Origin of the sequence: Marinobacter sp., assembly GCF_014859525.1 — a bacterium.
In the GTDB taxonomy this organism is placed as follows: domain Bacteria; phylum Pseudomonadota; class Gammaproteobacteria; order Pseudomonadales; family Oleiphilaceae; genus Marinobacter.
Map to the genome: position 1 here is coordinate 131,462 of NZ_JACUUB010000001.1, position 16,865 is coordinate 148,326.

Consider the following 16,865-nt stretch of genomic DNA (forward strand, 5'->3'; position numbering starts at 1 on the left):
ACCAATCAACCCAGTATTGCCGGTAAGCCGACGATTGTCGCAAGTCGCTGGTCGACAGGCAAATCATGTCCCGCCAGGTTGCGAACCGGCACCACACCCAGAACGCTGTTGGTAAGCCAAACACCATGACAGTTGTCGCCCACCAGATCCTCCAGCTGTAACGGAGCTTCTCTGACCTCCTGGCCAGCACTGTGCAGGCGAGCCAACACATGACGGCGCATGACACCGGCAACTGCAAGCGTTGACGCCGGCGGTGTTACCCATGTCTGGCCCGAGCAAACAAACAGATTGGTTCGCGTCCCTTCCACCACATGGCCTTCACGATTGCTCATCAATAACTCATAGATATCGCCACGAAGCTCCCTGGCCGCCATCACCTGCTCCAGGCGGTTGAGCGATTTAATGCCGGCAAAAAGAGGGTTAACGGTTAAAGGAATTCGTGAGAAATCGACCACAACACCGCCGGGATCAACCGGAGCCGGGGCAGCGGAATGGGAAACCATCAGATTCGGCTGAATACCAGGGTCCGGCCGATAGCCACGACCACCCGAGCCTCGCGTAAGCGTCAATTTGAGAATCCACTGACCGGTGCCGTACAGGTCAGAATACCGCAGTAAAGCCTGGTTAAAGACTTTCTCAAGTTCCGATCGAGCAACAGGAATGGCCAAGCGCCCGGCGTCCCGACTGAGCCTGTCAAGGTGGTAACCAAGCAGTGGCGAACGATCACCCGTGACAGACACGGTCTCAAAAAGTCCGTCCCCATAGGCAAGCCCCCGGTCGCCCGGGGGCGCGCTGCTTTCATCAGCCCAGTATAGGTGCAACACAGCGATATCAGCCTTCGTAACGCGCCACAATCAGAGTGCCGTTGGTACCCCCAAAACCAAACGAATTGGACAGCGCAATACCCACATCCGCCTTCCGGTTCTTATGAGGCACGAAATCGAGGTCGCAACCTTGGTCCGGATTATCCAGATTGATCGTGGGAGGCATTACGCCGTCACGCGTGGCCAGCACCGAGAATATGGCCTCAACGGCACCCGCCGCGCCCAGCAAATGACCAGTCATCGACTTGGTGCTGCTCATCGCGAGTTTGTCGGCATGGGCACCAAACACCGACTTAACGGCGGCCACTTCAGCCACATCACCCACCTGTGTAGAGGTGCCATGGGCGTTAATGTAATCGATCTGTTCCGGCTTCAGGCCAGCATCACGGATGGCATTGCGCATCGAGCGAGCAGCACCGTCACCGTCTGCCGGGGGCGACGTAATGTGGTGGGCATCATCGCTCATACCGAAGCCAACAATTTCTCCGTGTATGGTGGCGCCGCGAGCTTTGGCATGCTCCAGTTCCTCGAGAACCAGCACGCCGGCACCGTCACTAAGCACAAAGCCATCACGATTCTTGTCCCAGGGCCGGCTGGCTTTCTCTGGCTCGTCATTACGGGTCGATAACGCCCGCGCCGATGAAAACGCCGCTACAGAAGACCGCGTGGTCGCCATCTCAGAGCCACCAGCCAGCATGACATCGGCATCGCCATAGGCGATCGTTCTGGCAGCATAACCAATGTTATGGGTGCCAGTAGTACAAGCAGTCACGATGGCTATGTTGGGGCCTTTGTAGCCAAACCGGATAGCGGCATTCCCCGAAATCATATTGATCACAGACGCTGGCACGAAGAACGGAGACACTTTACGAGGGCCGGATTTCTCCATCAGAATCACGTTCTTTTCGATGTACTCCAGACCACCAATGCCGGAACCGATGGCAATACCCACCCGTTCCTTGTCGAGCCTGTCGAAGTGCTCCAGTCCGCTGTCATCAACCGCCTGCTGCGCTGCAATCAACCCGTAATGAATAAACGCATCCAGCTTGCGCGCCTCTTTGGTGGACAGGTAGGGCTCGATGTCAAGGCCTTTGACCGCGCCGCCAATGCGAGTGTTGTAGTCGGTTGCGTCGAATCGGTCGATGGGGCCAATTCCACTACGCCCGGCAAGAATGGCCTGCCATGAGGACTCAACATCATTCCCCACCGGTGAAAGCATTCCCATACCCGTGATAACAACCCGCCGCTTGCTCATAACTGTGCTCACCTGATTATTCTGTCTGACTTCTGACTTGCATAACGCCCATACAGGTAATAAAAAAGCCGCCCTTTTTGAAGTTCAAAGGACGGCTTTTTGCCTGGCTATCTGGCTAGCAGAAGATCAGGTATGTGCGACGATGTAGTCAATCGCGTCCTGAACTGTGCCCAGCTTTTCGGCTTCTTCATCAGGAATTTCAGTTTCAAATTCCTCTTCCAGGGCCATAACCAGCTCAACCGTGTCCAGTGAGTCAGCGCCAAGATCCTCTACAAAAGAAGATGTGTTCTGAACTTCGGACTCTTTAACGCCCAACTGTTCACAAACTATCTTCTTAACGCGCTCTTCAACTGTACTCATAATGTCCTCACTTTATGTGTCAACCAAGCAATTCGATAATTGCCAGTTTAGTTTAAACCCTACCTGCAAACAAGCAGGGATTCTGTAAACATGTTGTGCGACAAGGGGTTGCACATCAGCCCGAAAACGAGCTTAACCCATGTACATGCCGCCATTCACATGAATGGTTTCTCCGCTCACGTAAGCCGCGCCGTCGGATGTCAGGAAACTCACAACCGAGGCAACCTCACCAGGCTCACCTAACCGGCCTGCCGGTATGATTTCCAGCATAGCCTCGCGTTGCTTATCGTCCAGTTTTTTTGTCATATCTGTATCAATAAATCCGGGCGCCACACAATTGGCGGTGATGCCACGGTTCGACATTTCTTTCGCGAGGCTCCGGGTAAAACCCTCAACACCGGCCTTGGCAGCGCAGTAGTTGCCCTGACCAGCGTTACCCATGCCTGCCACAACCGAACTGACGTTAATAATCCGGCCCCAGCGTGCCTTGGCCATACCGCGAAGCACCGCCTTGCTGGTGCGATACACACTGGAAAGGTTCGTTTCCAACACCGCTGACCAATCATCTTCTTTGAGGCGCATGAGCAGGTTATCACGAGTAATACCCGCGTTATTGACCAGGATCAGGGGCGCTCCGGACTGCTCTGCAATCTGCTTAAGCCCGGCCTCAATGCTGTCTGGCTCCGCCACGTTCATAACGATGCCGTAACCTTTGTAGCCGGCAGCCTGCAAACCGCGGGTAATAGACTCGGCACCTTCAGCACTGGTCGCCGTGCCCACAACTTCTGCACCCTGCTTTGCCAGCTCATGAGCAATAGCCTGGCCAATACCCCGAGTTGCGCCGGTAACCAGCGCTATTTTGCCATCCAAAGACATACACCACTCCGTTTGTTAAGACTGCCCGAATGCCGCTATTGCATTGGCAAGAGAATCAGGATCCTCAACACCATGCACAGGCAGGTTACGATCGATCCGCTTGATCAACCCAGCCAGTACTTTGCCAGATCCGCACTCAACGGCAACACTGACCCCCTCACCCGTCAACGCCCGAATCGAATCAGTCCAAAGCACGGGAGAGTATAGTTGCTTGAGGAGATTGGCTTTAAGCGTATCTGCATCCTTGGTGACCGAGGCATTAACATTCTGCACCAGGGGAATGACAGCATCATTAAAGCGGACATCTTCCAGAGCCTCTGCAAGCTGCTCGGCAGCGCCCTTCATCAGGGCGCAATGGGACGGAACGCTGACAGGCAATGGCATCGCCTTACGGGCGCCCCTGGCCTTGCAAGCCTCAATCGCGCGCTCCACAGCCGCAGCCGATCCGGCAATAACCACTTGGCCCGGGGCATTAAAATTAACCGCGGCGACCACGTCGCCGTTGGCTGCGTCTGCACAGGCGGCTACCACGTCTGCGTCCTCAAGGCCCAGGATGGCCGCCATACGACCCTCGCCAGCGGGCACTGCATCCTGCATCAACTCACCACGAAGCTGCACCAGTTTAACGGCCTCAATAAAGTCCAGACTTTCCGCAGCAACCAATGCACTGTATTCGCCAAGGCTGTGACCAGCCAGATAGTCCGGCATGGGGCCGCCGCTCACGCACCATTGCCGCCAAAGTGCAATGCTGGCCGTCAACAGCACCGGCTGGGTAACCATGGTCTGATTCAGTTCTTCTGCAGGGCCATGCTGGCACAAGTGCCAGACATCAAAACCGAGAACATTAGACGCCTCATCGAAGGTTTCGCTGATCATCGGCCACGCTTCCGCAGCGGCTTGAAGCATGCCAACCGATTGAGAGCCTTGTCCGGGAAAAACAAACGCTGATTTCATAGGCGGAATCTTATCGTCATTGGAGGGTTTCTGGAGATTAGCCAATAGTACAATTCGGGCCAATTATCCGCGAATAAAGTTGCAAATGCGGGCCTACTTTAGTCTCAGCAGCCAGTCGTGCGGGGAGTCACAACATCAAATCGTCGAGGCGCTCATTGATACGACTCGGCACTTCCAGCTCAACTTCGCGAACCGCCTGACGGAGTGCTGCCAGCATGGCTCGTTCATTGGCGTTGCCGTGACTTTTGATAACCACACCCTGCAGCCCCAGAAGACTGGCGCCATTATGGCGGGATGGATCCATCAATTGCAGTAGCCGCCCAATGATCGGGCGCGCCAGCAAGCCTACAAAACGGCCGTACCAGGAACGCGTAAAAGCCTGCTCGAGCAACTCGATCAATAAACCAGCCACACCCTCGCCGGTTTTCAAGGCGATATTACCCACAAAGCCATCACACACTACAACATCGGCCACGTCGCGGAACAGATCGCTGCCCTCTACATACCCTATGTAGTTGATCGTGTCGCACTGAGCAAGCATATGTGAAGCAAGGCGCACCTGCTCATTGCCTTTAATTTCTTCTTCACCCACGTTGAGCAAAGCAACCCTTGGCTCCGACTGCCGACAAATAGCCGACGCCATTAACGAGCCCATCAAGGCATACTGATAGAGATTTTCGGCGGTCGAATCGACGTTGGCACCAAGGTCAAGGACATGACAGCGGCCACGGAGTGAAGGAATAAGCTTTGCAATCGCGGGGCGCTCAATACCCGGATACATTCGGATAATGGACCGGCCAAATGCCATCAGAGCACCGGTATTACCGGCACTGACACAGCCTTGCGCCTCACCGTCACGAACCAGTGCAAGGGCGATGGCCATCGAGGAATTGCGTTTGTGCCGGAGCGCATGAGAGGGGCGCTCGTTCATGCGCACCACATCGGCAGCCTCTACAATGCGGATTCTGGGGTGGCCACCATGCAACAAGGCCTCGAGCTCGCTCCGGATTCCCACCAGAACAAGACTCAAGGCCTCATTTTCACGCACTGCCTCCAGCGAAGCATGGACAACCACTTCAGCGCCACGATCGCCACTCATGGCATCGATGGCGATGGTGACCGGTTTATTCACCGCTCGTCCATGCGTCACAGGTTAAAAAGGGTTCCCGACGATTTTACTCGTCGCGAGCCTCAATAACCTGCTTACCACGATAGAAGCCATCCGGAGACACGTGGTGGCGACGATGTACTTCGCCCGTTGTTGTGTCTGTAGACAGAGCGGAAGTAGGCAGCGCGTCGTGTGAACGGCGCATGCCACGCTTGGAACGGGTTTTACGGCTCTTCTGTACAGCCATGGTATAAGCTCCTGACTAATTTGCGAAAACGTTAGTGCTTGGTCGTTTTGAAACCCGCCAGCACGCTGAACGGATTATCTTCTCTTTTCTTTACCTCGGGTTCGCTGGGCACTTTTGATGGCTCCAACGCCTCCAGATCTTCTTTTGCCGGGCACTCATCTCTTTCATGAAGAGGGAACGGCGGCAACACCAGTAACAGTTCATCTTCAACCATTGACCACAAGTCCGCCGTAAAATCCTCAAAAAGGAACGGCTCCAGCGTCTTGGGCAACCGTTGCGCCTGCTCATCGTTCATGACCAGGCCCAGATCAAAACTGGACGTTAGCGTAACCTGCATATCATTCATGCAACGCTGACATTCCAGAATCACCGGTGCAGACAACTCTCCCGACACTACTCTTCGGCGTTCGCTGTCCTGGTAAAAGGAGAGCTTTACGCGGCATTCGCTGCCATCCTGCAAACCCGGTACCGCTTCTCCAAAACGAACAAGACCCTCAAGTGGAATTACCCCCTCGAGTGTCGTGTTTTGCTCTGCCAACCGGGTTGGGTCAACAGATTTTGGCAGTTCGGCATTCGGTGCTTTGGACATAGGCGCGCAATTTTAGGGACGCGGCCCGCTGCTGTCAAAGACTTAATCGACTTTCTGGCAGGGCTTTCGCTCCGGGTAGCGGTATTTTACGATACAAGCTCCTTAAACACGCGCTAATCGTTATCAAAGGTAGCCATGTCAGAACCTCGCCTATTGCTGGCCTCTTCCTCACCGTACCGCAAAAACATGCTGAAACGACTCGGGCTGCCATTTGACTGCGCCAGTCCAGATGTCGACGAAACCCCGAATCCCGGCGAAAGTGCCAGCACCCTGGCCCTGCGGCTCGCTATTGCAAAAGCAAGAGCATTGGCGCATCAGCACCCGGACACCATCATCATCGGCTCCGATCAGGTCGCCACCTTGGCGGACGGCACCCTGTTGAACAAACCCGGCAATCATGAACGGGCCATGCAACAGCTTGATTGCAGCAACGGCAAGAGTGTCCGATTTATGACTGGCCTGGCCGTACTCGACACTCGCACCAACACACTGCAAAGCTGCTGCGAGCCATTTACGGTCCACTTCCGCAATCTAAGCCGCGAAGAAATCCATCATTACCTGCTCAAAGAGCAACCTTATGACTGCGCAGGCAGCTTCAAGATGGAAGGCCTTGGCATCGCCCTGTTCAGCCGTCTCGAGGGCCGAGACCCCAACAGCCTCATAGGACTGCCACTGATCGCCCTCATAGACATGCTGATCAGGCTCGGTATCAACCCCCTACTACACCGCTGAACACTGGCTCAGCCCTCTCATTTCATTTCTCAACGCAGCTCAAGCCGCGACTCAAGCAGGCGAGTGGCCACACCCTCACCCACTGAAACGCCTAGCTGATCCACCAGCTTCGCAAACGGTGAGCGACGGCGACTGTAATCCACCAATTTCTCCTCACCTACCAACTGACGAGCCACCCAGGACGTGCTCCCAAGCCCGTCCACCAAGCCTAATTCAACCGCCTGTTCACCGCTCCAAACCAGACCACTGAACAGTCGCTCATCATCAACAAGCCTGTCACCGCGCCCCTCTTTCACCGCATCTATAAACTGACGGTGAGTATTTTCCAGTACGCTTTGCCAGAAATCCACATCCTCTGCACGCTCTGGTGAGAACGGATCCAGGAAGGCTTTATTTTCACCCGCGGTATACAGACGGCGATCCACCCCTATCTTGTCAAGCATCTCGCTAAACCCAAAGCCGCCAGCAACCACACCAATCGACCCGACCAGACTCGAACGGTTTGCGTAAATTTCATCCGCAGCGGCAGCAATATAGTAGGCACCAGACGCCCCGATATCCGAGATGACGGCGTACAGCTTTTTATCCGGATATTCCTGGCGCAGGCGTTTGATTTCATCATACACATAGCCAGACTGCACTGGACTGCCCCCAGGGCTGTTAATCCTGAGCACCACAGCCTTGGCACGCTCCGCCTCAAAGGCCGACCTAAGCGCCCCCACCAGATTGTCAGCACTGGCCAACTCATCAGCGGCGATGGTACCCCTCACCTCTACCAACGCAGTGTGGTCGCCCGTTGCCGACTCAACGCTGCCGCCGAGGGGCGACCGGATAAAAATCAGCAATGCAAATAAATAACCGAAGGTCAAGAACTTGAAGAAGATACCCCAACGCCGACTGCGCCGCTGCTCATGCTGCAGCGACATCACAAGCTTTTCGATCAGGCGCCAGTCGCGACCCGACTCTGGCGGCATGGCCGGCTGCTTGCTACCGAACAACCCCCGCTTGCGCGGTGACGCGTCCTGCCCCCGCTCTGCTGGCTTATCCCCCCAACCAGACTCTTTATCCGAACCCCAGTCACTCATTCAATATTCCTTTAAAGCCACACCAGTAATTAAAGCCCCAGCACACGCCTGAGCTCATCAACAGAACTCACCACCGCGTGCGGGTCGTATTGTTCCAGCACATCACGCTTGTGAACTCCCCACTCAACGCCAATCGCAGGCATACCGATACGCCGGGCCATATCAAGGTCGTAACGGGTATCACCGATCATGACCGCCTGCTCCGGCGTGTAGCCGTAGAACGACAGAATCTCTTCGAGCATCAGCGGGTCCGGCTTGGAACGGGTCTCATCGGCGCAGCGCGTAATATCAAAATGTGTTCCCAGACCGCTTGAGGTCAATGCACCCTCGAGGCCACGGCGACTCTTGCCTGTGGCGACCGAGCACCCACGCCCGGCCCCTCTGAGGTCCGCAAGCATTTCAGCCACCCCCTCAAACACGTTCTGTGGCGTGGTCACCTTCTTGAAAAAGTATCCCGCATAGCCTTCGCGGATTCTGGTCATTTCCTCACGGCTCAGCCCCGGATACAGCCGCTCAAGCGCCTCGATCATACCCAGCCCGATGATATCCCTATACGCTTCACGCTCCAGTTCCGGATAGCCCAGATCGGTTGCCGCCTGATGCAGGCTGTCTGCAATATGGTCCACCGAATCGATCAGCGTTCCGTCCCAGTCAAAAATCACTACCTTTACATCCATCAACAGGCTCCCTTACTGCGCTGCTCAAGCTCTTCGAGCACCTTGGCGAAGGCCTCATCATACGGCGCTTCCAGTTTCATTGCCTCACCCGATCCGGGCAATGTGAATTCCAGAGCCCGGGCATGAAGCATCAAGCGCTGACCACCAACAGCGCGAAACGCTTTAAGGCTGGCGTCGTCCATATACTTGTCGTCGCCGGCAATCGGATGCCCGGCCCAGGCGCTGTGTACCCTTATCTGGTGGGTTCGCCCGGTAACCGGAGACGCCTCAACCAGACTATACCCTTGAAACTGCCGCAAGCAGCGAAACAGCGTCAAAGACTCCTTACCCTCAGCGCTCACCTTTACCCGACGCTCACCATTGGGCATCTCATAACGCAACAACGGCTCATTCACCCGCCCCACAGAGCGCAACCACGAACCCGCCACCAAGGCGTGATAATGTTTACGTATACGCTTCTGTCGCAGTTCATCCTGCAAAACACGCAACGCCGAACGCTTCTTCGCCACCATCACCAGACCCGAAGTATCGCGATCTAGCCGGTGCACAAGCTCAAGAAATTTTGACTGCGGGCGGGACGAGCGCAGCACTTCGATGAGCCCGAAACTCAACCCGCTACCGCCATGAACAGCAATCCCCGATGGCTTGTTCACAACCAGCATCTCATCGTTTTCAAACACCACCGCCGCCTCTACTACAGACTGAACCCGGCCTCCCGGGGCCACCTGCTCTGGCTTGCTCTGCTGCACCACGGGCGGAATACGCACCACGTCACCCGCTTTCAGCCGGGTATCGGGCTTAACCCTCCCTTTGTTTACCCGGACCTCTCCTTTGCGGACAATCCGGTATACAACACTCTTGGGCACACCCCGCAATCGCGCCAGAATAAAATTATCCACCCGCTGGCCAGCCATGTCTTCGTCCACGGACACCATCTGCACCCCCTTTTGAACCTGACCTGCAGGTGGCTCAACACCCCCGTGAGATGAGCTCGCACTACGACTGGCCCGACCTCCCTCAGAATGGCGCGACTGGCCGCGTGGTAGCGGTTTTTTACGGGCGACTGGCTTGCGCGACATGAAGCACCTTTTAAGGGATAAATGCAGGATTGAACGACCACAGCTTTACTGGTATATTCCGACGTGCTCTGCCGTTTGTCTACGGCCTGACGAACTCTGGTCAGAAGCCGGAGCGGCAGCAGTATACCGACACTGATTAAGAGATTGAACGCCGCAAGCCCAATCATTAGAGGGTACGGCGCGAGACAAGCTCCCGGACCAACAGAGCAGACCCAGAGAGGCTGCAATCTGCCCGGGAGAGGAAAACCGACCGGAAAACCGTCGGGCGACATCGCGAGAATCACTACCACGCGAACCCGGGCCGTCAGCTAACTAATACGACGTGAGACCCAAGGGTTTGTGTGAACCTGAAAACGGATACTATGCGCCAACAGACACCTACCCTATGCAACTCGCCCCTGCCCTCAGGCAGGCGCAACGTAGGCGGTGGTCTCAGACATACAGGATCACACCCATAAAGGTCTGATCCGTCTGGCCGCCGGCCCGCCCTGCTGTATCAGGGCCCGCGGCACGCAGATCCTGCTTCGCTGATGTAGTTCCCCCCGGTTTTCTGTCACTAACAAACGACAGGAACCCTTTCTTTCCATGAAAAGAATGCTGATTAATGCAACTCACCCTGAAGAGTTGCGCGTAGCTCTCGTAGATGGCCAACGACTGTTTGATCTGGACATCGAGTCCAGCACTCGCGAACAGAAAAAATCCAACATCTACAAAGGCCGGATCACCCGTGTTGAGCCCAGCCTTGAAGCTGCCTTCGTCGATTTCGGTGCAGACCGCCACGGCTTCCTCCCTCTGAAGGAAATCTCCAAAGAATACTTTAAGAAGTCTCCTGGCCAGATCGAAGGCAAAGTAAACATCAAAGATGTGCTTTCCGAAGGCCAGGAAGTGATCATCCAGGTTGACAAAGAGGAGCGAGGCAATAAAGGCGCTGCGCTGACAACTTTTATCTCCCTGGCCGGACGCTATCTGGTACTGATGCCTAACAACCCGCGCGCGGGCGGCATCTCCCGCCGCATCGAAGGTGAAGACCGGGCCCAACTGAAAGACGCCATGAACGGCGTCCAGGTGCCCAAATCTATGGGCATCATTGTGCGCACCGCCGGTATCGGTCGCACAGCAGAAGAACTCCAGTGGGATCTGGACTACCTGGTACAGTTCTGGGAAGCCATTACTCAGGCCGCAGGTGAACGCAAAGCACCATTCCTGATCCACCAGGAAAGCAACGTCATCATCCGTGCCGTACGCGACTACCTTCGCCAAGACATCGGCGAAGTATTGATCGATGCCGACAGCGTTTACGAAGACGTGCTCAGCTTTGTGCGTGCGGTCATGCCAACGTTCGAAAACAAGATCAAGCTGTACAAGGATGAGATCCCTCTGTTCAGCCGTTATCAGATTGAAGGCCAGATCGAAACCGCGTTCCAGCGCGAAGTAAAGTTACCTTCTGGCGGCTCGATTGTTATCGACCCGACTGAAGCGCTGGTTTCTATCGACATCAACTCCTCTCGCGCAACCAAAGGCCACGACATCGAGGAAACTGCCCTGCAGACCAACCTCGAGGCGGCAGAAGAGATTGCTCGCCAGTTGCGCCTGCGCGACATGGGCGGCCTGATCGTGATCGACTTTATCGACATGACACCGGCCAAGCATCAGCGTGAAGTCGAGCAGAAAATGCGCGAAGCGCTGGAAATTGACCGCGCCCGCGTTCAGGTTGGCAAGATCTCCCGATTTGGTTTGCTGGAAATGTCTCGCCAGCGCCTGCGACCTTCACTCGGTGAAACCCGCAGTGAAGTGTGCCCGCGCTGTGAAGGCCAGGGCACTATTCGGGGCATCGAATCCCTGGCGCTGAGCATCATGCGTCTTATTTACGAAGAGTCTTCCAAGGAAAAAACCGCAGAAGTCAGGGCCATTGTGCCAGTGTCTGTGGCCACGTTCCTGTTGAATGAAAAGCGCAAACAGCTGGCCGACATTGAGGCAAGCCAAGGCGTCGCTGTGGTGGTTGTACCGGTGCCCAATATGGAAACGCCGCACTTTGAGATTGTGCGGATGCGCCTGGACGAAACCACTCCGGAGCATGTCGCCAGCCACCAGGTGGCTCACGAGTACAATGAGCGGGAAGAAGAGCCCGCTGAAATACCGAACACCGAAAAGCCTGTGCGTGAACAGGCTGCCGTCAAAGCTATTCGCCCGTCTGCTGCACCGACGGCAACCCCAAGTGCAGCGCCAGCGGCCAGCACAGAGCCTGAAGAAGGCCTGTTCCGGAAGCTCGGCAAAAAGATCGCTTGCTTCTTCCGCGGTGAAGACCAGCAAAACGGACAAGCCAGTACCCCCACAAACCGCGATCGCGATGAGGAGCGTCGCAATCAGGTAAGACAGGATCGCCGTAAATCTCGTGTAGCAAGAGATGACCAGCGCCCGGGTGCTAACCGTAACGGCAATGAACGTCGCCAGGGCGGACAGCCAAATCGTGCCGAGGATAACCGCAATCGTAATCGCGGTGGTCGCAACGACGACCAGGCCCGAGGCAACCAGAATCGCCAGAGCCCACAGGACAAGCCCGCCGCTGACAACAAGCCCGGCGACAAAGCCAGCGAGGGCCGCAGGGACAATCGTAAAGACGCACAAGGACGCAACCAGAACCGCAACCGTCCCCAGCGCGACCCCAAAGAGCAGAAAGATCCGAAAGAAGCCCGCGATCAGCAGGATACTCCTAAGGCTGCAGCCAGCGACAAACCAGGCAACGATGAAAAGCGTCGCAAACCTCGTCGCCAGCGCAACCGTGATGGATCTCCTGCAGAAGCGCCGGTCAGCGCGCCCGCAGAGCGCAAAGCCGAGCGCAGCGAGAAGCACCAGAAAGATACTCAACCCGAGAAGGGCGTGGAGAAAGCCACAGATAACAACCCTGTGGCCGCCAAAGAAAAGGCACCTCAGCAACAGCCGATAGACCAACCGACGACTGCTGAAGCACCGAAGGCACCCAAGGAACAGCCAGCACCAGACGCAAAAGCCGACAGCACGCAGGCAGACAATACGGCTGCGCCGGAGAAGGCGGAGCCCGTCAAAGACGCCTCTGAGCCGCGTAAGACACGGCCTGCAAACCGCCAGCGCAAGCCCAAGCCTGACGAAAACTCAGGCGCACCTGCCAGCGACACGAAAGGCGAGGCCCCTGTGGCTCAGACCCTCAAGGCCGAGCAGGCACCGGAGCAGACAGCCAAGCCGGAAGCTCCCGCAGCTGAAGCCAGTCAAGCCGCGACTGCTGAACCGGAGAAAACTGAAAAGCCAGCAACCGCTGACAAAGCAGAACCGACGGCAAAAACGGAGCAGCCCGAGACCGAGGCTGCCGCAGACAAGACTGAACCAAAGCCAGCCCAAGCCGACGCAGCCAAAGCAGACAGCAAGCAGGACGCGCCGGTGGCATCGGAGCCGAAATCCGAGCCCAGGCCCGAACCCAAAGCCGCTGAGCCCGCAAAAGTCGAGAAAACCGAAGCACCGGCCCAGGAACCCTATGTTGCGCCGACAGACATTCCTGTCACCCCGGGTCGGGCATACAACGACCCACGAGAGGTGCGCAAGCGCCAGCGGGCGGCCGAAGCCGCCAAAAAAGCCGGGAGCAATTGAGTATGCTGACAAATTCGGACGTTGAAGCACTGGAAGACATCCTCTTTGCTGACCCCTGGGGCGACGATGCTCTGGACTTCTTCGGGCTTCATGGAGTGGTATGTGCCAGCGTTATCGGTCCGGTCAGTCTGGCGGCGGAAGACATCTTCCGCCTTGCCACTGGCGTAGACGCCTTGCCCAACGGCGAGGTGCCTGAAACCTTCACCCGTTGCGTTAATCAGCTGACGAGGGATATGGTTCAGGCGCTGGACATGGGGCAGCCTCTGGAACTTCCTGAGCCGGAAGACGGAGACCCGATGAACGCACTTGAGAATTGGTGCGCCGGGTTTGTTGACACGTTCCTCGAGCACGAGGAATCCTGGCTGAAAGTGGCAGATGAAGAAGAAGTCGCTGACCTGATGGTCCCGATGCTCACACTCTCTGGGCTGTTCGAAGATGAAGATTTTGAGAATGTGCGGAATGATTCGGCGCTGTCAGACCGAATGGCAGAAGCCATTCCAGACTCATTGACTGATCTTTACCTGCTGTTCCACGCGCCGGACTGAGCGCTCGAGGCACTCACCGGTTGCCTGAAATGATGCCAGACGGGGTCTAACCCCTCTGGCATTTTTTGTATCCTGCCAAGCTCGCACCAGGGCGCACCGGGAAAATGAAAATCACTACCCTGCGACGCCAGCAGCTGCTCTCGCCTTGTGAGCTCCGCCACAAAACCCAGGTCTCCGCTCGACTGCCCTGAAACCGACACCTCGATCGCTCGCCCCCCGGCCCGGCGAAAGTCTGCCGTTAGCTCCCGCAATCGGGTTGCCGTCAGCCGATACTTCCGTGGATGAGCCAAGACAGCGATACCTCCTGCGGCATTGACCCAACCCACTACCTCTTCCAGTTCTGGCCAGCAGGCTTTCACATCCCCCGGTTTACCGGCGCCGAGATAGCGCTTGAAGGCATGAGCCACTTTCGGCACCACCTCTGCTTCAACCAGTACCTGAGCAAAGTGCGGGCGCCCCGGCACGTCGCCACCGGCCGCCGCAGTGGCTTTGTCGAGCAAGTCATCGACCTTCAGGCGATGAAGCTTGTCTGCAATCAATCTGGCTCGCTGCCACCGATTGTCATTCTGCCTGGCCAAGGCCGCGTTAAACGCATCACTGGTGTGATCAAAATCCAGACCGACAATATGAATGGTATGGCTACGCCAAACGCACGACAATTCAATACCATTAATCAACGCAAGGCCCAGTGGCAATGCAGCTGCCCTCGCACTCGCGAGGCCAGCGATGGTGTCATGATCTGTAATCGCCAGGTGCGTTACACCCTGCTCTGCCGCTCGCGCAACCAGTTGCTCCGGGTCAAGGGCGCCGTCAGAGGCGGTGGTATGGCAATGCAGATCAATGCACGGCTTCTGGTCTTGAGGTATAGTCACGAACATTCCTGATTAAAACGATGGCCTTCAGTGTAACAGTGTTGGCTATCGAGCCCTACCCAAAGCCTGATTTGTACCGGAGTACTCATGTATTACGCCATCATCAGCGAAGATGTCCCCAACAGCCTGGCCATGCGGCTCGAGGCGCGCCCGGCTCATATCGCCAGACTGGAAGCACTTAAAGCGGACGGGCGCCTGTTTGTTGCAGGCCCGCATCCAGCGATTGACTCGCCCGATCCGGGCGAAGCTGGCTTTAGCGGCAGCCTGGTAATTGCGGAATTCGAGTCTCTGGAACAAGCCAGAGCGTGGGCAGACGCCGACCCATATATAGCCGCCGGCGTGTATCAATCCGTCACGGTAAAACCATACAAAATTGTCTTGCCGTGAGTTACCTCAGAGAAGGCGCACCCAACCGTGGGCCAGCATGAGCGGATTGTAACCCGCTGCGGCTTGAATACCCGTCACTCTATGACAGAATTGCTCTTTTGAACCAACGATAATAGACACTATCAGGGAACGCACTCCGTGACACCGCTCCGTCTTTTTTTCAGTCTTCTGCTTATTATCAGTTCGATTTCTGTGGCTCAAGCCCGCACAGTGTGGGTAGACGACCAGCTCTACCTGCCAGTGCGGTCCGGGGCTGGCACTCAGTTCCGGATTATCGAGAATGCCGTTCCAAGCGGAACGCCTCTGCAAGTGATCGAAGTTGGAGAAAGCTACACCAAAGTGCGCACCCCCAGGGGCAATGAAGGCTGGGTTTCCAGCCAGTACCTCAGCAACCAACCCATTGCCGCAGACCGCCTGAAAACCGCTACCCAACAACTGGAAACAGCTCGCACTCAACTGAGCCAGGCCCGCGAGCAGCTGGCATTGGTTACTGAAGAACGCGATAACCTGCAGAATTCAGAAAGCACCCTGTCGAACCGTTCCGATGAGCTTCAGACAGAACTGCAACGTATCAAGGACATCGCGGCTGATTCAATCAACCTGGAGCGCCGTAACCGGGAGCTCCGTGAAGAAAACCAGAGGCTGCGCAACGATCTCGAAGTTCTGACGGCAGAAAACGAACGGCTTGAAGCCAGCAAAGATTCTGATTTCATGCTGCTTGGCGCTGGCCTGGTGCTGGGCGGCGTGCTGCTTGCGCTGCTCATTCCCATGCTCAAACCAACAAGAAAAACCGACAACTGGGCCTAAAAACCATGAAGGACTACTCAGAAAAGCGTGACTTCCACAGGATGCAGGTGAACAGCCGTATCGAAATTACCGACGCTAATGGTAAAACCTTGATTGGTGTATGTCGGGATTTGAGCGCCGCCGGAATGCAGCTGTTCGTCGACACCCCGTTCACGGTTGGCGACGAACTGAAAACTCGCCTGGAAGCCGCTGACGAGCAGTTCCCGCCGCTAGAAACGGTGTGCGAAGTAGTCCGTTGTCAGCCTGAGGGTGACGGCTACCTGCTCGGCATCAACATCACAGAAGTAACCCAATAAAAACGGCGGCCTGATGGCCGCCGTTTTTATGTATATCTTCCGGCCTGAAGTCAGACCAGAGGCGTCTCGGATACGATGATGCCGTTGTTATCAGCGTAAACATACTGGCCCGGGCGAAACGTTACGCCGTGGAACGTCACCGGAATGTTCAAATCACCGATACCCCGCTTATCGGTTTTCCGAGGCACGGTGCCCAACGCCTGAACACCCAGACGGGTCTGACCGATTTCATCCACATCGCGAATACAACCGTAGATGATCAGCCCCGCCCAGCCGTTTTCCGCCGCTTTCTCTGCCAGCATATCACCGAGCAATGCATTGCGCTTTGACGCTCCACCATCAACAACCATAACCCGGCCATTGCCCGGCAGGCCAACCTGCTCTTTGACCACAGAGTTATCTTCAAAGCATTTAACGGTAACGATTTCGCCACCGAACTGGCGCACGCCTCCGTAGTTGTTGAAGCCAGGCTCAACCACCTGGACTTCCGGAAACTCGTCGCACAGATCCGGAGTAATGATATTGCTCACGTGGTTATTCTCCTTTTCCCTGAA

General features: G+C 56.2%; 19 protein-coding genes. 6 read left to right on the forward strand and 13 right to left on the reverse strand.

Annotation, left to right across the window (positions count from 1 at the left end; translation table 11 throughout):
- Positions 1-5: 5 nt before the first annotated feature.
- From pabC to IBX51_RS00670, 8 genes are all read right to left on the reverse strand, one after another.
- Positions 6-824, reverse strand: coding sequence for an aminodeoxychorismate lyase (gene pabC, locus IBX51_RS00635; protein WP_291827501.1), 819 nt, complete (start codon positions 822-824; stop codon positions 6-8).
- 7 nt (positions 825-831) lie between these two features.
- Positions 832-2,079, reverse strand: a complete 1,248-nt coding sequence (gene fabF, locus IBX51_RS00640) for a beta-ketoacyl-ACP synthase II (protein ID WP_291827504.1) — start codon at positions 2,077-2,079, stop codon at positions 832-834.
- A gap of 126 nt (positions 2,080-2,205) precedes the next feature.
- Positions 2,206-2,439 carry an acyl carrier protein gene (gene acpP / locus IBX51_RS00645; RefSeq protein WP_008938713.1) on the reverse strand — a complete coding sequence of 78 codons (234 nt, stop codon included), beginning with the start codon at positions 2,437-2,439 and terminating at the stop codon, positions 2,206-2,208.
- A gap of 132 nt (positions 2,440-2,571) precedes the next feature.
- Positions 2,572-3,315 (reverse strand): 3-oxoacyl-ACP reductase FabG, encoded by a 744-nt coding sequence (gene fabG / locus IBX51_RS00650; RefSeq protein WP_291827532.1) that lies wholly within the window; start codon positions 3,313-3,315, stop codon positions 2,572-2,574.
- A 15-nt stretch (positions 3,316-3,330) separates the two neighbouring features.
- Positions 3,331-4,269: an ACP S-malonyltransferase gene (gene fabD, locus IBX51_RS00655; protein WP_291827534.1), complete on the reverse strand. Its 939-nt coding sequence runs from the start codon at positions 4,267-4,269 to the stop codon at positions 3,331-3,333.
- Positions 4,270-4,396: 127 nt separating this feature from the next.
- Positions 4,397-5,401 carry a phosphate acyltransferase PlsX gene (plsX, locus tag IBX51_RS00660; RefSeq protein WP_291827536.1) on the reverse strand — a complete coding sequence of 335 codons (1,005 nt, stop codon included), beginning with the start codon at positions 5,399-5,401 and terminating at the stop codon, positions 4,397-4,399.
- 43 nt (positions 5,402-5,444) lie between these two features.
- The gene (gene rpmF, locus IBX51_RS00665) at positions 5,445-5,624 is read right to left on the reverse strand and encodes a 50S ribosomal protein L32 (RefSeq protein WP_291827539.1); all 180 of its coding nucleotides are present in this window, start codon (positions 5,622-5,624) and stop codon (positions 5,445-5,447) included.
- Between the two features lie 31 nt (positions 5,625-5,655).
- Positions 5,656-6,213, reverse strand: coding sequence for a YceD family protein (locus IBX51_RS00670; protein ID WP_291827542.1), 558 nt, complete (start codon positions 6,211-6,213; stop codon positions 5,656-5,658).
- A gap of 135 nt (positions 6,214-6,348) precedes the next feature.
- Here IBX51_RS00670 and IBX51_RS00675 point away from each other — a divergent pair, with 135 nt between their 5' ends.
- Positions 6,349-6,945, forward strand: a complete 597-nt coding sequence (locus tag IBX51_RS00675; RefSeq protein ID WP_291827544.1) for a Maf family nucleotide pyrophosphatase — start codon at positions 6,349-6,351, stop codon at positions 6,943-6,945.
- Positions 6,946-6,974: 29 nt separating this feature from the next.
- On the opposite strand, the gene IBX51_RS00680 is transcribed toward IBX51_RS00675, so the two are convergent.
- Genes IBX51_RS00680 through rluC form a run of 3 tightly spaced genes read right to left on the reverse strand, consistent with a single transcriptional unit; the run spans position 6,975 to position 9,642 of the window.
- Positions 6,975-8,030: a S49 family peptidase gene (locus tag IBX51_RS00680; RefSeq protein ID WP_291827547.1), complete on the reverse strand. Its 1,056-nt coding sequence runs from the start codon at positions 8,028-8,030 to the stop codon at positions 6,975-6,977.
- 29 nt (positions 8,031-8,059) lie between these two features.
- The gene (locus IBX51_RS00685; protein WP_291827549.1) at positions 8,060-8,707 is read right to left on the reverse strand and encodes an HAD-IA family hydrolase; all 648 of its coding nucleotides are present in this window, start codon (positions 8,705-8,707) and stop codon (positions 8,060-8,062) included.
- Positions 8,707-9,642 carry a 23S rRNA pseudouridine(955/2504/2580) synthase RluC gene (rluC, locus tag IBX51_RS00690; protein ID WP_291827551.1) on the reverse strand — a complete coding sequence of 312 codons (936 nt, stop codon included), beginning with the start codon at positions 9,640-9,642 and terminating at the stop codon, positions 8,707-8,709. The genes IBX51_RS00685 and rluC overlap by 1 nt, the downstream gene beginning before the upstream one ends.
- 729 nt (positions 9,643-10,371) lie before the next feature.
- Between rluC and rne the strand changes: the two genes are divergently transcribed.
- Positions 10,372-13,404 (forward strand): ribonuclease E, encoded by a 3,033-nt coding sequence (gene rne / locus IBX51_RS00695; RefSeq protein WP_291827554.1) that lies wholly within the window; start codon positions 10,372-10,374, stop codon positions 13,402-13,404.
- Between the two features lie 2 nt (positions 13,405-13,406).
- Positions 13,407-13,949, forward strand: coding sequence for a YecA family protein (locus IBX51_RS00700; protein WP_291827557.1), 543 nt, complete (start codon positions 13,407-13,409; stop codon positions 13,947-13,949).
- Here IBX51_RS00700 and IBX51_RS00705 read toward each other — a convergent pair.
- Positions 13,922-14,821, reverse strand: coding sequence for a PHP domain-containing protein (locus tag IBX51_RS00705; protein ID WP_291827559.1), 900 nt, complete (start codon positions 14,819-14,821; stop codon positions 13,922-13,924). The genes IBX51_RS00700 and IBX51_RS00705 overlap by 28 nt on opposite strands.
- Positions 14,822-14,908: 87 nt before the next feature.
- Here IBX51_RS00705 and IBX51_RS00710 point away from each other — a divergent pair, with 87 nt between their 5' ends.
- From IBX51_RS00710 to IBX51_RS00720, 3 genes are all read left to right on the forward strand, one after another.
- A complete protein-coding gene (locus IBX51_RS00710) occupies positions 14,909-15,208 on the forward strand; it encodes a YciI family protein (RefSeq protein WP_291827561.1) in 300 nt (99 codons plus the stop codon).
- A 138-nt stretch (positions 15,209-15,346) separates the two neighbouring features.
- Positions 15,347-16,015 carry a TIGR04211 family SH3 domain-containing protein gene (locus tag IBX51_RS00715; RefSeq protein WP_291827563.1) on the forward strand — a complete coding sequence of 223 codons (669 nt, stop codon included), beginning with the start codon at positions 15,347-15,349 and terminating at the stop codon, positions 16,013-16,015.
- 5 nt (positions 16,016-16,020) lie between these two features.
- Entirely contained in the window at positions 16,021-16,311 is a 291-nt protein-coding gene (locus IBX51_RS00720; RefSeq protein WP_291827565.1) for a PilZ domain-containing protein, read from the forward strand.
- Between the two features lie 50 nt (positions 16,312-16,361).
- On the opposite strand, the gene rraA is transcribed toward IBX51_RS00720, so the two are convergent.
- Entirely contained in the window at positions 16,362-16,841 is a 480-nt protein-coding gene (gene rraA, locus IBX51_RS00725; protein WP_291827567.1) for a ribonuclease E activity regulator RraA, read from the reverse strand.
- Positions 16,842-16,865: the final 24 nt, after the last annotated feature.

What these genes read in the sequence shown, in the direction of transcription:
- fabF (WP_291827504.1), bottom strand. Translation starts at nt 2,079, where the DNA reads ATGAGCAAGCGGCGGGTTGTTATCACGGGTATGGGAATGCTTTCACCG.
- acpP (WP_008938713.1), bottom strand. Translation starts at nt 2,439, where the DNA reads ATGAGTACAGTTGAAGAGCGCGTTAAGAAGATAGTTTGTGAACAGTTG.
- fabG (WP_291827532.1), bottom strand. Translation starts at nt 3,315, where the DNA reads ATGTCTTTGGATGGCAAAATAGCGCTGGTTACCGGCGCAACTCGGGGT.
- fabD (WP_291827534.1), bottom strand. Translation starts at nt 4,269, where the DNA reads ATGAAATCAGCGTTTGTTTTTCCCGGACAAGGCTCTCAATCGGTTGGC.
- rpmF (WP_291827539.1), bottom strand. Translation starts at nt 5,624, where the DNA reads ATGGCTGTACAGAAGAGCCGTAAAACCCGTTCCAAGCGTGGCATGCGC.
- IBX51_RS00670 (WP_291827542.1), bottom strand. Translation starts at nt 6,213, where the DNA reads ATGTCCAAAGCACCGAATGCCGAACTGCCAAAATCTGTTGACCCAACC.
- IBX51_RS00675 (WP_291827544.1), top strand. Translation starts at nt 6,349, where the DNA reads ATGTCAGAACCTCGCCTATTGCTGGCCTCTTCCTCACCGTACCGCAAA.
- IBX51_RS00680 (WP_291827547.1), bottom strand. Translation starts at nt 8,030, where the DNA reads ATGAGTGACTGGGGTTCGGATAAAGAGTCTGGTTGGGGGGATAAGCCA.
- IBX51_RS00685 (WP_291827549.1), bottom strand. Translation starts at nt 8,707, where the DNA reads ATGGATGTAAAGGTAGTGATTTTTGACTGGGACGGAACGCTGATCGAT.
- rluC (WP_291827551.1), bottom strand. Translation starts at nt 9,642, where the DNA reads ATGGTGTCCGTGGACGAAGACATGGCTGGCCAGCGGGTGGATAATTTT.
- rne (WP_291827554.1), top strand. Translation starts at nt 10,372, where the DNA reads ATGAAAAGAATGCTGATTAATGCAACTCACCCTGAAGAGTTGCGCGTA.
- IBX51_RS00700 (WP_291827557.1), top strand. Translation starts at nt 13,407, where the DNA reads ATGCTGACAAATTCGGACGTTGAAGCACTGGAAGACATCCTCTTTGCT.
- IBX51_RS00710 (WP_291827561.1), top strand. Translation starts at nt 14,909, where the DNA reads ATGTATTACGCCATCATCAGCGAAGATGTCCCCAACAGCCTGGCCATG.
- IBX51_RS00720 (WP_291827565.1), top strand. Translation starts at nt 16,021, where the DNA reads ATGAAGGACTACTCAGAAAAGCGTGACTTCCACAGGATGCAGGTGAAC.